At 37.2% G+C, this 13,706-nt stretch carries 13 protein-coding genes and 1 riboswitch; all 13 genes read left to right on the top strand.

The genetic code is table 11. From position 1 onward, the window contains the following. Nucleotides 1-12: 12 nt before the first annotated feature. The 13 genes from ICJ84_RS15000 to ICJ84_RS14940 all read left to right on the top strand — a co-directional run bounded on the left by ICJ84_RS15000 (nucleotide 13) and on the right by ICJ84_RS14940 (nucleotide 13,706). The gene (locus ICJ84_RS15000; RefSeq protein ID WP_188217237.1) at nucleotides 13-873 is read left to right on the top strand and encodes an MBL fold metallo-hydrolase; all 861 of its coding nucleotides are present in this window, start codon (nucleotides 13-15) and stop codon (nucleotides 871-873) included. A gap of 28 nt (nucleotides 874-901) precedes the next feature. Then, entirely contained in the window at nucleotides 902-2,515 is a 1,614-nt protein-coding gene (locus tag ICJ84_RS14995; protein WP_188217236.1) for a S8 family peptidase, read from the top strand. Between the two features lie 111 nt (nucleotides 2,516-2,626). Continuing rightward, nucleotides 2,627-4,471: a M1 family metallopeptidase gene (locus ICJ84_RS14990; protein WP_188217235.1), complete on the top strand. Its 1,845-nt coding sequence runs from the start codon at nucleotides 2,627-2,629 to the stop codon at nucleotides 4,469-4,471. 174 nt (nucleotides 4,472-4,645) lie between these two features. After that, nucleotides 4,646-4,741, top strand: a riboswitch (TPP riboswitch). 107 nt (nucleotides 4,742-4,848) lie between these two features. Continuing rightward, nucleotides 4,849-5,052 (top strand): sulfur carrier protein ThiS, encoded by a 204-nt coding sequence (thiS, locus tag ICJ84_RS14985; protein ID WP_188217234.1) that lies wholly within the window; start codon nucleotides 4,849-4,851, stop codon nucleotides 5,050-5,052. A 24-nt stretch (nucleotides 5,053-5,076) separates the two neighbouring features. Then, nucleotides 5,077-6,936: a phosphomethylpyrimidine synthase ThiC gene (gene thiC, locus ICJ84_RS14980; RefSeq protein WP_188217233.1), complete on the top strand. Its 1,860-nt coding sequence runs from the start codon at nucleotides 5,077-5,079 to the stop codon at nucleotides 6,934-6,936. Between the two features lie 10 nt (nucleotides 6,937-6,946). Beyond that, on the top strand, nucleotides 6,947-7,531 hold the full coding sequence (locus ICJ84_RS14975; protein ID WP_188217232.1) for a thiamine phosphate synthase: 585 nt from the start codon (nucleotides 6,947-6,949) through the stop codon (nucleotides 7,529-7,531). Nucleotides 7,532-7,535: 4 nt separating this feature from the next. After that, entirely contained in the window at nucleotides 7,536-8,300 is a 765-nt protein-coding gene (locus tag ICJ84_RS14970; protein ID WP_188217231.1) for a hydroxymethylpyrimidine/phosphomethylpyrimidine kinase, read from the top strand. A gap of 4 nt (nucleotides 8,301-8,304) precedes the next feature. Further along, a complete protein-coding gene (gene thiE, locus ICJ84_RS14965) occupies nucleotides 8,305-8,946 on the top strand; it encodes a thiamine phosphate synthase (RefSeq protein ID WP_188217230.1) in 642 nt (213 codons plus the stop codon). A gap of 2 nt (nucleotides 8,947-8,948) precedes the next feature. Further along, entirely contained in the window at nucleotides 8,949-9,719 is a 771-nt protein-coding gene (locus ICJ84_RS14960) for a thiazole synthase (protein ID WP_188217229.1), read from the top strand. A gap of 9 nt (nucleotides 9,720-9,728) precedes the next feature. Beyond that, nucleotides 9,729-10,841: a 2-iminoacetate synthase ThiH gene (gene thiH / locus ICJ84_RS14955; protein WP_188217228.1), complete on the top strand. Its 1,113-nt coding sequence runs from the start codon at nucleotides 9,729-9,731 to the stop codon at nucleotides 10,839-10,841. A gap of 97 nt (nucleotides 10,842-10,938) precedes the next feature. Next, the gene (locus tag ICJ84_RS14950; RefSeq protein WP_188217227.1) at nucleotides 10,939-11,592 is read left to right on the top strand and encodes a DUF3826 domain-containing protein; all 654 of its coding nucleotides are present in this window, start codon (nucleotides 10,939-10,941) and stop codon (nucleotides 11,590-11,592) included. Between the two features lie 90 nt (nucleotides 11,593-11,682). Then, nucleotides 11,683-12,072, top strand: a complete 390-nt coding sequence (gene rnpA, locus ICJ84_RS14945; RefSeq protein WP_188217226.1) for a ribonuclease P protein component — start codon at nucleotides 11,683-11,685, stop codon at nucleotides 12,070-12,072. Next, nucleotides 12,072-13,706: a S41 family peptidase gene (locus tag ICJ84_RS14940; RefSeq protein WP_188217225.1), complete on the top strand. Its 1,635-nt coding sequence runs from the start codon at nucleotides 12,072-12,074 to the stop codon at nucleotides 13,704-13,706. Before rnpA ends, ICJ84_RS14940 begins: the two co-directional genes overlap by 1 nt.

Below are 13,706 nucleotides of genomic sequence, written 5' to 3'. Positions count from 1 at the left end.
TTTGCACCACTTATGAAGTTATACCCTATAAACGCTGGTCATTTTAAGCTGGATGGTGGTGCTATGTTTGGCGTTGTTCCAAAGTCTATTTGGCATAAAACCAATCCGGCTGATGCTAACAATATGATTGATATTGCAGCACGCTGTTTACTTATTGAAGACGGCAATCGATTGATTTTAATCGATACGGGAATGGGCGACAAACAATCAGATAAATTTTTCGGGTATTACCATTTATGGGGTGATGATAGCATTGATAAATCGTTAAAACAATACGGTTTTCATCGCGATGATATTACCGATGTTTTTTTAACACATTTGCATTTCGACCATAGTGGTGGTGCGATTCAATGGAATAATGAGCGAACCGGATACGAACCGGCCTTTAAAAATGCGCATTATTGGAGTAACGAAAACCACTGGCAATGGGCTACACAACCTAATCGCAGAGAACAAGCTTCGTTTTTGAAAGAAAATATCTTACCAATGGAAGCCAGCGGACAATTAAAGTTTACAGAGCTTCCTCAAGGAGATCTTTTAAAACAATCGGAATTAGGTTTCGATATCTTTTTTGCCGATGGCCACACCGAAAAACAAATGATTCCACTTATTCAATATCAAGGTAAAACCATCGCTTTTATGGCCGATTTATTGCCAACAGCAGGGCATTTACCCCTACCATACGTTATGGGCTATGATACCCGCCCATTATTAACGCTTGATGAAAAAGAAAAATTCTTAAACCTCGCAGCAGATCAAAACTTCTATTTGTTTTTAGAACACGATGCACATAACCAAATTATCACGGTTCAGCATACCGAAAAAGGCGTTCGATTAAAAGACGTTTTTACTGCCGAGGACATGTTCAAATAAAAATTAGATTAAAATAATTACAATCAAAATGAAAACAATTCAAAGATTATCATTAACAGTGGCTGCAACTGCCCTATTATCTGGTTGCGGTGGCTCTAGTTTCATATCAACACCTGTTGAAAATATCGATTCTTCGCCATTAAAAGTTTCTGAATTAACCGAGAGAGAAAAACACACTTGGGGACATTTAGATTTAGTAAAAGATACCATTCCTGGAATGAGTGTTGAAAAGGCATACGAAGAGTTACTTAAAAACAAAAAAGGAGCTAGCGTTATCGTAGCTGTAATCGATTCTGGTATAGATATCGATCATGAAGATTTGAATGATGTGCTTTGGACAAACGAAGATGAAATTCCAGGAAACGGCATTGACGACGATAAAAACGGTTACGTTGATGATGTTCATGGGTGGAATTTCTTAGGCGATGGTTACGACGAGCAATTAGAGCTTACTCGTATTGTGGCTAGTGGAGATACAAGCAATCCTCAATATGCTGCTGCTAAAGCGGAATACGATGACGAATTCCAAAAATGGAATGATAGAAAAATGCGTTACGAACAAATCTATGCGCAATTAAAGTCTGCCGATGAAACCTTTGTTAAACACTTCGGTAAAGCAGATTATACTAAAGAAGACATTAATGCTATTGGAGCTACTACAGACGAAGATTTAAACAAAGCTGTGCAAATGGCTAAGTTTATGTTCAGCAACGGTTTAGAGTCGCTTCAAGATGCTAAAGAAGAAATCAAAAGTGGTTTAGAACACTTTGCTGAGCGTTTGAACTATAACTTAAACCTGAACTTTAACGGTCGTGTAACTGGTGATAACCCAGATGATATGTCGACTAAATACTACGGTAATGGAAACGTTAAACCAGTAAAAAAATCAGAAAGTCACGGTACACACGTAGCCGGTATTATTGCTGCAGAACGTGGTAATGGTTTAGGTGTAGACGGTGTTGCGAACAACGTTCAAATCATGTCTTTAAGAGCCGTACCAAACGGTGATGAATACGATAAAGATATCGCTTTAGCTATTCGTTACGCTGTAGATAACGGTGCAAAAGTCATTAACGGAAGTTTCGGAAAAAGCTATTCTCCACACAGCGACTGGGTACGTGAGGCTATTAAATATGCTGCTGACAACGATGTGATTTTTGTTCACGCTGCTGGAAACGAAAGTAAAGATGTTGATGTGAAGCCTAACTTCCCTGATGATAACGTAAACTACGTTGAAATTGCAAATAACTATATCAGAGTAGGTGCTTTAGAGCCTAAATACGGATCAGGTTTATTAGCTGGTTTCTCAAACTACGGTAAAAAGAATGTAGATGTATTTGCACCAGGTGCAAAAATTTACTCTACAACTCCAGAAAACGAATACGATACTAAAGGAGGTACATCTATGGCAGCTCCTGCTGTAGCTGGTGTTGCCGCTTTAATTCGTTCTTACTTCCCTGATTTAAATGCAGGACAAGTAAAACAAATCATCTTAGATTCTGGTTTACCGTTAAACCTTAAAGTGGTGGTTGCCGGTAATACTAGCGATGTTAGACCATTTAGTGAGTTAACAACTTCTGGAAGAATAGTTAATGCTTACAATGCATTAATTATGGCTGCTAAAGCTTCTTCCGCTAAATAAAAGATGACATTCCATATAAAAAAAGAGGCGCATGCCTCTTTTTTTAATTATACCCTTTGGTATTTTTATAAAAGCACAGTACGTTTAACAACACAATAAAAAATCTCCTCGATGAAACAATTATTTATATCTATTTTAAGCTTGTCATTATTGGTATCTTGTGGTGGTTCTAAAGAATATGCTACCATTACACCAACCGTTCCGGTAATTCCAAATGCTCCGGCAACATCAACCTACTGGCAACAGCATGTAGATTACACCATGGATATTGATATGGATGTAAACAACTATCAATACAAAGGAAAACAAACCCTAGTTTACACTAACAACTCACCAGATGTTTTAAACAAAGTATTTTACCATTTATACTTCAACGCTTTTCAGCCTGGAAGCGAAATGGACGTGCGTTCGCGTACCATTGCCGACCCTGATGGCCGAGTAAAAGACCGCATTAGTAAACTTGGTCCTGATGAAATAGGATACATTAAAGTCAACTCCTTAAAACAAAATGGCACCACCTTAACCTACGATACCGTTGGTACTGTTTTAGAAGTGAACTTAGCTAAACCTATTCAACCTGGGGAAAGTGTCACTTTCGATATGGTTTATGATGCTCAGGTACCTGTGCAAATTCGTCGTACAGGACGTAATAATAAAGAAGGTGTAGCACTTTCTATGTCTCAGTGGTACCCTAAATTAGCTGAATACGATTACGAGGGCTGGCACACCGACCCTTATATTGGTCGTGAATTCCACGGTGTTTGGGGTAATTTCGATGTGACCCTTCATATTGATAAAAACTATGTAGTTGGAGGAACAGGGTACCTTCAAAACCCAAACGAAATAGGCTATGGGTATGAAACATCAACGGTAAATCGTCCTGCTGGAGATAAATTAACCTGGCATTTCGTAGCGCCTAATGTACATGATTTTACATGGGCTGCCGACCCGGAATATAACCACGATACCATGCAGGTCCCTAATGGTCCTCTGATACATTTCTTATACAAGAAAACCATGGCTAAAGATAAACTGGACAACTGGAAAAATCTTCAGAAGAGAGCTGTTCAGTTAATGCAGTTTTACAGTGCAAACATCGGGCAATATCCTTATAAACAATACTCCGTTATTCAAGGTGGCGATGGCGGTATGGAGTACGCAATGTGTACTTTAATTCTTGGCGAAGGTACTTTTGAAGGCTTATTTGGAGTAACTGCTCATGAAATGGCACATACCTGGTTCCAGTTTTTACTTGCAACTAATGAGTTAACCAACTATTGGATGGATGAAGGTTTCACAGAGTATTTTGGTGAACTGGCCGGAAGCAGCATCTTCAACACCTCATTTGAAGAACCAACACAACGTGTTTACGATGTGTATTTCTCATATGCCAAATCTGGAACGGAGCAACCACAAACCACACACGCCGATCGTTTCAATTACAACCGTTCGTCATCTATTGCAGCCTACTATAAAGGCTATGTATTCTTAAATCAATTGGCTTATGTGATTGGTGAAGATAATCAGAAAGAAACCATAAAGCAGTATTTTAAAGACTGGTCTTTTAAACACCCAACGCGTACTGATTTTATTAGAGTTGCTGAGAAAGTTTCTGGATTGGAGTTAGACTGGTATTTAAACGACTGGACACGTACTATCAATACCATCGATTATGGTGTAAAAGTTATTAACGGTAATAATGTTATTCTTGAACGTATTGGTTTAATGCCAATGCCTATCGATTTAACAGTTACTTATACCGATGGAACCACTGAAGATTTTTACATCTCGTTACAAATGATGCGTGGTGAAAAACCAACTTCTGCTACCATTGCCCCAGACTGGGCATGGGCGTATCCTGTATATACGCTAAAAGCAAATAAAGCAGTTAAGTCTGTACAAATCGATCCTAAAAACATGATGGCCGATATTAACAGAGAAAACAATAAAATGTAAAGGGTATTCCTTTTCCAAAATCAAATTCAAAAGGCTTCTTTTTAACTAAAGAGGCCTTTTTTATTGATATAAAATCAAAAAATAAACAATTACTTTTTTATATCCCTTAAAGCCTTGATATTAAATTTTTGAAAATCCCTTGTGCTAGCACTTTATTTTTTAATACCTTCGTAGTGTAAACTTTAGGGGTGTTCTAATTTTTAGAACTGAGACATACCCTTTGAACCTGATACGGTTAGTACCGTCGAAGGGAAAAGTTGAATAGACTGTTGCAATACGGGCTAACGCACCTTTTCATTAATACGCTTCAAGTCGCGAAGTGTCTTTTTTCAAAGTCTTTTTTTCCTCTATGGTTTACAATATAAAATGTATTGTAAATGATAACCATTCACCTTAACGAACAACCACTGAATATTGATGAAAATGTCAATATTTCACAGTTACTGCATCAGGAAAACTATCCACAAATTGGTATTGCCGTAGCCATCAATCAACACATTATTTCCAAGTCTAACTGGGATGATCAATTACTTCAGGATGGCGATAATATACTCATCATTCAGGCAACCCAAGGCGGATAATTAAACTTTGAAAAACCACAAACTATGAAACATAAAGACACGGCTCCTAAAGAAGGGCAAATTACAAGACACCCGTTTCCTAACTCTAAAAAGATTTACGTATCCGGAACCATTCATCCACAAATAAAAGTGGCGATGCGTGAAATTTCTTTGAGTGACACTAAAGACACTTTCACAGGAAAATTAACACCCAACGAACCGGTGACGGTTTACGATACCTCCGGACCTTATACCGATCCTGAAAAAGACATTAATGTGCATAACGGTATTGAACGTATTCGTGAACAATGGATTTTAGATCGCGGTGATGTGGAACAATTAGACCAGTTTTCATCGGAATATTGTAACCAGCGTTTAAACGATTCCAGTTTAGATCACATGCGTTTTTCACATTTAAAAAAGCCATTACGTGCTAAAAAAGGAAAAAATGTAACTCAATTGCATTACGCTAAACAGGGCATTATTACTCCAGAAATGGAATATATCGCCATTCGTGAAAATCAGCGTATTGATGAAATGACCGAGATTAGAAAGCAACATCCTGGTCAGGATTTTGGAGCTGCTATTCCTAATAAAATTACGCCTGAATTTGTTCGAGAAGAAGTGGCTCGTGGGTGTGCGGTAATTCCATCAAACATCAATCACCCGGAAGCCGAACCTATGATTTTAGGTCGTAACTTTTTGGTGAAAATCAATGCGAATATTGGTAATTCAGCCACGACATCGTCTATTGAAGAAGAAGTTGAAAAAGCCGTTTGGGCTTGCCGTTGGGGTGCCGATAATATTATGGATTTATCTACCGGGCAAAACATTCACGAGACCCGCGAATGGATTATCCGTAACTCTCCAGTTCCTGTTGGAACCGTACCAATTTATCAAGCTTTAGAAAAAGTAAATGGAGTTGCCGAAGACTTAACCTGGGAAATTTTCCGTGATACTTTAATAGAACAAGCAGAGCAGGGGGTTGACTACTTTACCATTCATGCTGGTGTGTTATTACGTTACGTACCTATGACAGCGAAACGCGTTACAGGAATCGTTTCTAGAGGTGGTTCCATTATGGCTAAATGGTGTTTAGCACATCATAAAGAAAGTTTCTTATATACCCATTTCGAAGACATTTGTGAAATCTTAAAACAATACGACGTTGCGTTTTCTTTAGGAGATGGTTTACGGCCGGGTTCTGTTGCCGACGCTAATGATGAAGCGCAATTTGCTGAATTAGAAACCTTGGGTGAATTAACTCAAATAGCGCGTAAACATGAAGTACAATGTTTTATTGAAGGTCCTGGTCACGTACCTATGCATATGATTAAAGAAAACATGGAAAAGCAAATCGAAGTTTGTGATGAAGCACCTTTCTATACCCTAGGGCCATTAACTACAGATATTGCACCAGGTTACGACCACATTACTTCGGGTATTGGAGCTGCCATGATAGGTTGGTATGGCTGTGCGATGCTATGTTATGTAACACCAAAAGAGCATTTAGGATTACCAAATAAAGAGGATGTTAGAGTAGGTGTGGTTACTTATAAACTGGCTGCCCACGCTGCCGATTTAGCTAAAGGTCATCCTGGAGCACAACACCGCGACAATGCGTTGAGTATGGCGCGATTTGAGTTTCGTTGGGAAGACCAGTTTAACCTTGGTTTAGACCCGGAGCGTGCACGTGAATACCACGATGAAACCCTACCAGCAGCTGGTGCTAAAATTGCACACTTCTGCTCGATGTGCGGACCAAAATTCTGCTCCATGAAGATTTCTCAGGAAGTCCGTGATTTTGCAAAAGAAAATGACATTGTAGAAAATGAAGTCATCAAAAAAGGTATGGAAGAGAAATCACAAGAATTTAAAGAAAAAGGTTCAGAAGTTTACTTATAAACTGTAAAATATGGTTGTTATAATTGCTCCTGAACATAAACTTGATAATGAAATTGTAATCCTTCATGAATTATTTCGTGAAGGACTGCAATACTTTCATTTACGTAAACCACATCATGACTTTCAATTTTATTGTGATTATCTGAATCAAATCGATATTAAATATCATGATAGAATTGTAGTACATGAATTTCATGAGCTTTTAGAAAACTATAATTTAAAAGGTCTCCATTTTCGGGAAGCCAAAAGAAGAGTAACGTCAATAGAAACTTTTGAGAACTTAAGAAGAGCAAATAATATAACTATTAGCAGTTCTTTTCATTCACCTGAAGAACTCGCTGATTGTAAATTTAAATATGATTATCATTTATTAAGTCCGGTGTTTTCATCCATTTCAAAAGTAGGCTACAAAGGGCAAGGTTTTGATGTGAATCACATCGATAAAACCATTATTGGTATGGGTGGCGTAACCACCAAAAACCTATTGGAATTTGATAAACTGGGTTATAAGGGCATTGGTGTTTTAGGAGGCATTTGGCAAAGTCCATCACCTGTTGAAGATTTTAAAATCATCCAAAAGCATTACAAAAATTAATTATTTGAATACTAATAAATACATATTGTCTATCGCCGGATTTGACCCAAGTAGTGGGGCAGGACTCACGCAAGATATTAAAACTTTTGAAGCGCATGGTCTTTATGGTCTATCAGTTTGTACGGCAATAACCGTTCAAAATGATGTGGATTTTAAGCAATGTATCTGGACAAGTCCGGAGATTATTTCGGCTCAAATAGAATCCATTTTTGAACGCTTTCAAATTTCAGTCGTTAAAATTGGCATTGTGGAATCGTGGGAGGTTTTGCTCAATATTCTAAAGCAATTGAAACAGTTAAATCCTGAAATAATAATTGTTTTAGATCCTATTTTTAAAGCGAGTTCGGGTTTCTATTTTCATTCCAAAGAGCATCAAACCACTTTAAATTCGATCTGGACATACTGTAATATCATCACCCCAAATTACGATGAAATAAAAAGTTTATACCCAGAACTGGACGTTCAGGAAACCATAGAACATATTTCTTCTTTAACAAATATCTATTTAAAGGGTGGTCATCGTGAAGATAAAAAAGGCTTTGACGAACTGTACTATAACCGCATTGTTTTGGTTAATATTCCTCCAAATGCTAAAACTATTTCCAATAAACATGGCAGTGGTTGTGTATTATCATCTGCTTTAGCTTCCCATTTAGCTTTAGATTTTCCTTTGGAAGATGCTTCAAAACTGGCTAAATATTACACCGAACGGTTCTTAAATTCTAACCCGAGTTTACTTGGTACTCATACCTATCAAATACAAAAATAACATCATGAACATCGCTAAATTACATTATATATCTCAAGGACAAACGCCAGAAGAACATCTGCATAATATCCAAAAAGCCTGTACTTATGGGGCCGAACTGGTGCAACTCCGACTAAAAAATACAGACGAAAAAACAATATTAAAAACCGCTGAAAAAGCCCGCGAGATTACAGCTCATTTTCAAACGCGATTAATCATAAATGACCATTATAAAATAGCAAAAGCAATACATGCTGATGGTGTTCATTTAGGAAAAACAGATGCTTGTCCGTTAGAAGCTCGCGAGTATTTAGGTAAATGGTTTATCATTGGAGGCACCGCAAATACCATTGAAGATTGCCAAAACCTGCTATCACAAAACGTCAATTATATCGGTTTGGGGCCTTTCAGGTTTACAAACACCAAAGAAAATTTAAGTCCTGTTTTAGGTCTTGAAGGGTTTCATTCGATACTTGAAGACCTACAATCTGAAACCCCGATCATCGCCATTGGAGGTATTGTTGAGCAAGATATTCCAGCTCTTTTACAAACCGGTATTCATGGTATTGCCATGTCTGGAGCCATCACAGAAAATTTCAATAGTATTTCAACAATCAACAAATTACTTAACGCTTCAGCAACTTTTGAACAACGACACACCTTATAATTATGAACGATTTACTTACTATAGCCGATAAAACCTTTCAGTCCAGATTATTTACCGGAACCGGAAAATTCAGTTCCAATCAACTTATGACCGATGCCTTAATTGCGAGCGAAAGTGAACTCATTACGGTTGCTTTAAAACGTGTTGATGTACATAATGAACAAGATCAAATGCTGAAAAGTATCATGCTTCCGCACATTAATTTATTGCCAAATACTTCGGGTGTTCGCGATGCCAAGGAAGCCGTTTTTGCCGCACAACTGGCGCGCGAGGCTTTAGAAACCAACTGGATTAAATTAGAAATTCATCCGGATCCCAAATATTTATTACCCGATCCTATTGAAACTTTAAAAGCTGCGGAGGAACTGGTAAAATTAGGCTTTGTAGTCATGCCATATATTCATGCCGATCCGGTTTTATGTAAGCGATTGGAAGACGTGGGCGCCCAATGTGTGATGCCTTTAGGAGCCCCAATAGGCACCAATAAAGGCTTAAAAACGCTTGATTTCTTAGAAATTATTATCGAACAAAGTAACGTTCCTGTTATTGTTGATGCCGGTATTGGAAGTCCGTCGCATGCCGCTTTTGCCATGGAATTAGGTGCCGATGCAGTTTTAGTGAATACTGCCATTGCGGTTTCACAACATCCGGCAGACATGGCAAAAGCCTTTAAAATGGCTGTTGAAGCAGGTCGTATGGCCTACAATGCCAAACTGGCCTCGGTAAAACACCACGCCGAAGCGAGCAGCCCCCTAACTAGTTTTTTAAATTAAGAAAATATCATGACAACGACATTTCAAAACCTATTTGATACTTATAACTGGGATGATACTTTAGCCAGCATTAATGCTAAAACAGCACAGGATGTTGAATTTGTACTGGCTAAAACCAAACGTGATTTAGAAGATTTTAAAGCTCTGATTTCACCTGCAGCCCAACCGTATTTAGAACAAATGGCGCAACAAAGTCGGTTGCTAACCAAAAAGCGTTTTGGAAATACCATTCAAATGTATGTTCCTATGTATTTGTCTAACGAATGTCAAAACATTTGTACCTACTGTGGTTTTAGCATGACCAATAAAATTCCGCGCAGAACCTTAACCGATGCTGAAATTTTAAAGGAAGTCGCCTTCTTAAAATCTAAAGGTTACGACCACATTCTACTGGTAACTGGTGAAGCTAATAAAACGGTTGGTGTTCCGTATATAAAACACGCCATCGAATTGATTAAAGATCAATTTTCAAACATCACTATTGAAGTTCAGCCTTTACATCAAAATGAATATGAAGAACTAATTGAAGCTAATTTATATGCAGTTTTAGTGTATCAGGAAACGTACCACAGAGCCGAATATAAAAAGCATCACCCGAAAGGGAAAAAATCAAATTTCGATTTCCGATTAGAAACACCAGACCGTTTAGGACGAGCAGGCATTCATAAAATCGGCCTAGGCGCCTTATTTGGATTAGAAGACTGGCGTGCCGACAGTTTTTTTACGGCCTTACATTTAAAATACCTTCAAAAAACCTATTGGAAAACCAAATACTCTATTTCTTTTCCTCGTTTAAGACCACATAGCGGCGGGTTAGAACCTAAAGTAGAAATGACCGACCGCGACTTAGTTCAAACCATTTGTGCATTTAGATTACTGGATGAAGATGTGGAATTATCGATGAGTACGCGAGAGAGCGAAACCTTTAGAAACCACATTGTGCATTTGGGTGTAACCTCATTAAGCGCGGAATCAAAAACCAATCCCGGAGGCTATGTCGTCGAGCCCCAATCGTTGGAACAATTTGAAATTTCCGATGAACGTTCAACAGAAGCTATCGCGAAAATGCTTCAGGATAATGATTTAGAACCAGTATGGAAAGACTGGGAAAACACCTGGTAAACAACATTGTATTTTAATCTCAATTATGAGATAGAATTTTGAGATTGCGTCACATTTAAAGTACCTTTATGCTTTTAAAAAAATTTAACCTAAAAGCATGCTCAATTCAATAAAAACAAAAACCTTTAAAACCTTAATTCTTGCCCTTATTTTATCATCAACTTTTAGTTTTGCACAAACCGAAAGTTTATGGGATAAAGCCAGTGGATGGGTTCAAGAATTAAACCTTAGTGATGAAACTAAAGAAACCACTGTAACCTCATTAATCACCTCACATTTAACAGCGGTTCGTAACTGGCATAACAGTCATTCGTTTGAAGAAGTTCCTGCAGGAATTAACCCAAGAACCGGAGAAAAATTATCAGATTTAGACCGATCTATTATTGCAGATTCTGCCATGCCGGATAGTGTTCATAACGATTTAATGAGTGGTTTAAATGAGCATTTAGCAGCAGAGCAAGTAGAATTTATTTTAGATAAATACACCGTTGGAAAAGTGGATTTTACTATGAAAGCCTATCGCGAAATCGTTCCGTATTTAAAATCATACGAGGAAGCTGAGCTTATTAAAAACTTAAAAGAAGCTCGCGAAATGGCCATTGACTTTAAAAGTATGAAACAGATTTCGGCTATTTTTGAAATCTACAAAACCAAAAACGAGCAGTTTTTAAACAACAACGGACGTGACTGGCACAAGATGTATAAAACCTATGTGAATAAAATGAAAGCTCAAAAAGCGAGTAATCAATAATGGGTAAACACATAAAACAACTTACAAAAATCACTTATTTATTAAGTGATTTTTTTATTTCCGTACCTTTGAAAAATTAAAATACACATCTTGAAATTTACTTACAATAAAAACGAAAAACTTAAAAGTAAAAAGCTGATTGGACAGCTCTTTAGCGAAGGACAATCTGTTTCGGCTTATCCCTTACGATTAGTGTATCTGCCTACTTCATTTGATACACCTATTACCACTCAAACCGGAGTTTCTGTAAGTAAAAGACAGTTTAAAACTGCCGTAGAACGTAACCGAATAAAGCGTTTGTTAAGAGAAGTTTATCGCCTGAATAAGGCTTCATATTTTAACAACATTTCTACACAATATGCGTTTATGATTTTGTACATTGGCAAAGACAAACCCACATTATCCCAAATTGAAAACAGAATGCAGCACTTGTTTAACAAGTTTTTAAACAAGGTTTCTGAAACTGAAAACGAGTCATGATGAAAAAATTACTTAAAAAACGTATTATCATTCCGGTACTGGCTTGTGGTTTATTTTTCACCACAACAGCCTTTCAAAATGATTTTTTTGAGATTGCAAAACAACTTGAAATCTTCACGACCTTGTTTAAAGAACTCAACATGAATTATGTTGATGAAACCAATCCCGGTGACTTGATGGATACGGCAATAAAAAGCATGTTAGCCGATTTAGATCCGTATACCAACTTCATGAACGAGCAGGATGTTGAAGCAGCAAGAATTAACAATACAGGAGATTATACAGGTATTGGAGCCAAAGTAAAAACCTTAAAGGATAAACTAGTAATTGTTGAACCTTACAAAGATTATCCTGCCGATAAAGCAGGCTTAAAAGCCGGTGATGAAATTGTAAAAGTGGGTAATATTCGTATTGAAGATTATAAAGAAGATGCCGGTGAACTGTTAAGAGGGGTTACCGGAAGCTCTGTTGAAGTGACTTATAAACGCCAAGGGAAAACGAATACTGCAACCATTAATCGCGCCGAAGTTGAAATTAAAGCCGTGCCTTATTTTTCATTAATAAACAATAAAACAGGGTACATCGTTTTATCTCGATTTAATGAAAAAGCAGCGGCCGAAACCAACTATGCATTACGTGATTTAAAAGCTCAGGGTGCTCAAAAAATTATTTTAGATTTAAGAGGAAATCCAGGTGGATTATTGAACGAAGCCATCAAAATTGTAAACCTATTTGTCCCGAAAGGACAACTAGTAGTAACTACAAAATCGAAGGTTAAAAAGTATAATAAAACCTATTACACGCAAGATAATCCTATCGACACCGAAATTCCTTTGGTGGTTTTAATTGATGGTGGAAGTGCCTCGGCAAGTGAGATTGTTTCGGGCTCATTACAGGATTTAGATCGTGCGGTTATTGTAGGTTCCAGAAGTTTTGGTAAAGGATTGGTACAACGCCCGAAAGAGCTTATTTATGGCACTCAGGTAAAGATTACCATTTCAAGATATTATACACCTTCCGGACGTTGTATTCAGGCTTTAGACTACTGGCACCGTAATGAAAAAGGAGAAGCAGTTCGCGTAAAACAGGAAAACTACAATGAATACAAAACCAAAAACGGTAGAAAAGTATTTGATGGTGGCGGCGTATTCCCCGATGCCAGTTTCGATGCTTCAAACAATTCGGCTATTACAAATGCTATTGTGAACAATGACTTAGTGTTTAATTTTGCTACAGATTTCTACTATAAACACAAGTTAGATAATGTTGATAATTTCAAATTAACCGATACTGATTTCAACGAATTTAAAAGCTACTTAAAGTCTAATAACTTCACTTTTGAAACCGAAACCGAAAAAGCCTTAAATAAAGCTTTTGAAGCCGCAACAAAAGAAGAATTAAACGATAACATCGAAAAAGATTATAAAACGCTTATATCTAATTTAAATAAGTCTAAAACCAGTATCATTGATGAAAATAAAGCTTATTTATTAGAATTGTTAACTGAAGAGATTGTAAAACGCTACGTATATCGTGAAGGTTTGTACGATTATTACAAGAGACATGATACGAAAATTAAGAAAGCAACCGAAATTCTTAGCAATCCTTCAACTTACAACGATTATTTACACTAG

This window comes from Aestuariibaculum suncheonense (genome assembly GCF_014596935.1).
In the GTDB taxonomy this organism is placed as follows: Bacteria; Bacteroidota; Bacteroidia; order Flavobacteriales; family Flavobacteriaceae; genus Aestuariibaculum; species Aestuariibaculum suncheonense.
Note: the sequence above shows the minus strand (reverse complement) of the source record. Positions and strands in the feature narration are given on the sequence as shown.

Bases quoted from the DNA above. Each gene is read 5' to 3' on its own strand.
- ICJ84_RS15000 (WP_188217237.1), top strand. From the start codon at position 13: ATGAAGTTATACCCTATAAACGCTGGTCATTTTAAGCTGGATGGTGGT.
- ICJ84_RS14995 (WP_188217236.1), top strand. From the start codon at position 902: ATGAAAACAATTCAAAGATTATCATTAACAGTGGCTGCAACTGCCCTA.
- ICJ84_RS14990 (WP_188217235.1), top strand. From the start codon at position 2,627: ATGAAACAATTATTTATATCTATTTTAAGCTTGTCATTATTGGTATCT.
- thiS (WP_188217234.1), top strand. From the start codon at position 4,849: ATGATAACCATTCACCTTAACGAACAACCACTGAATATTGATGAAAAT.
- thiC (WP_188217233.1), top strand. From the start codon at position 5,077: ATGAAACATAAAGACACGGCTCCTAAAGAAGGGCAAATTACAAGACAC.
- ICJ84_RS14975 (WP_188217232.1), top strand. From the start codon at position 6,947: ATGGTTGTTATAATTGCTCCTGAACATAAACTTGATAATGAAATTGTA.
- thiE (WP_188217230.1), top strand. From the start codon at position 8,305: ATGAACATCGCTAAATTACATTATATATCTCAAGGACAAACGCCAGAA.
- ICJ84_RS14960 (WP_188217229.1), top strand. From the start codon at position 8,949: ATGAACGATTTACTTACTATAGCCGATAAAACCTTTCAGTCCAGATTA.
- thiH (WP_188217228.1), top strand. From the start codon at position 9,729: ATGACAACGACATTTCAAAACCTATTTGATACTTATAACTGGGATGAT.
- ICJ84_RS14950 (WP_188217227.1), top strand. From the start codon at position 10,939: ATGCTCAATTCAATAAAAACAAAAACCTTTAAAACCTTAATTCTTGCC.
- ICJ84_RS14940 (WP_188217225.1), top strand. From the start codon at position 12,072: ATGAAAAAATTACTTAAAAAACGTATTATCATTCCGGTACTGGCTTGT.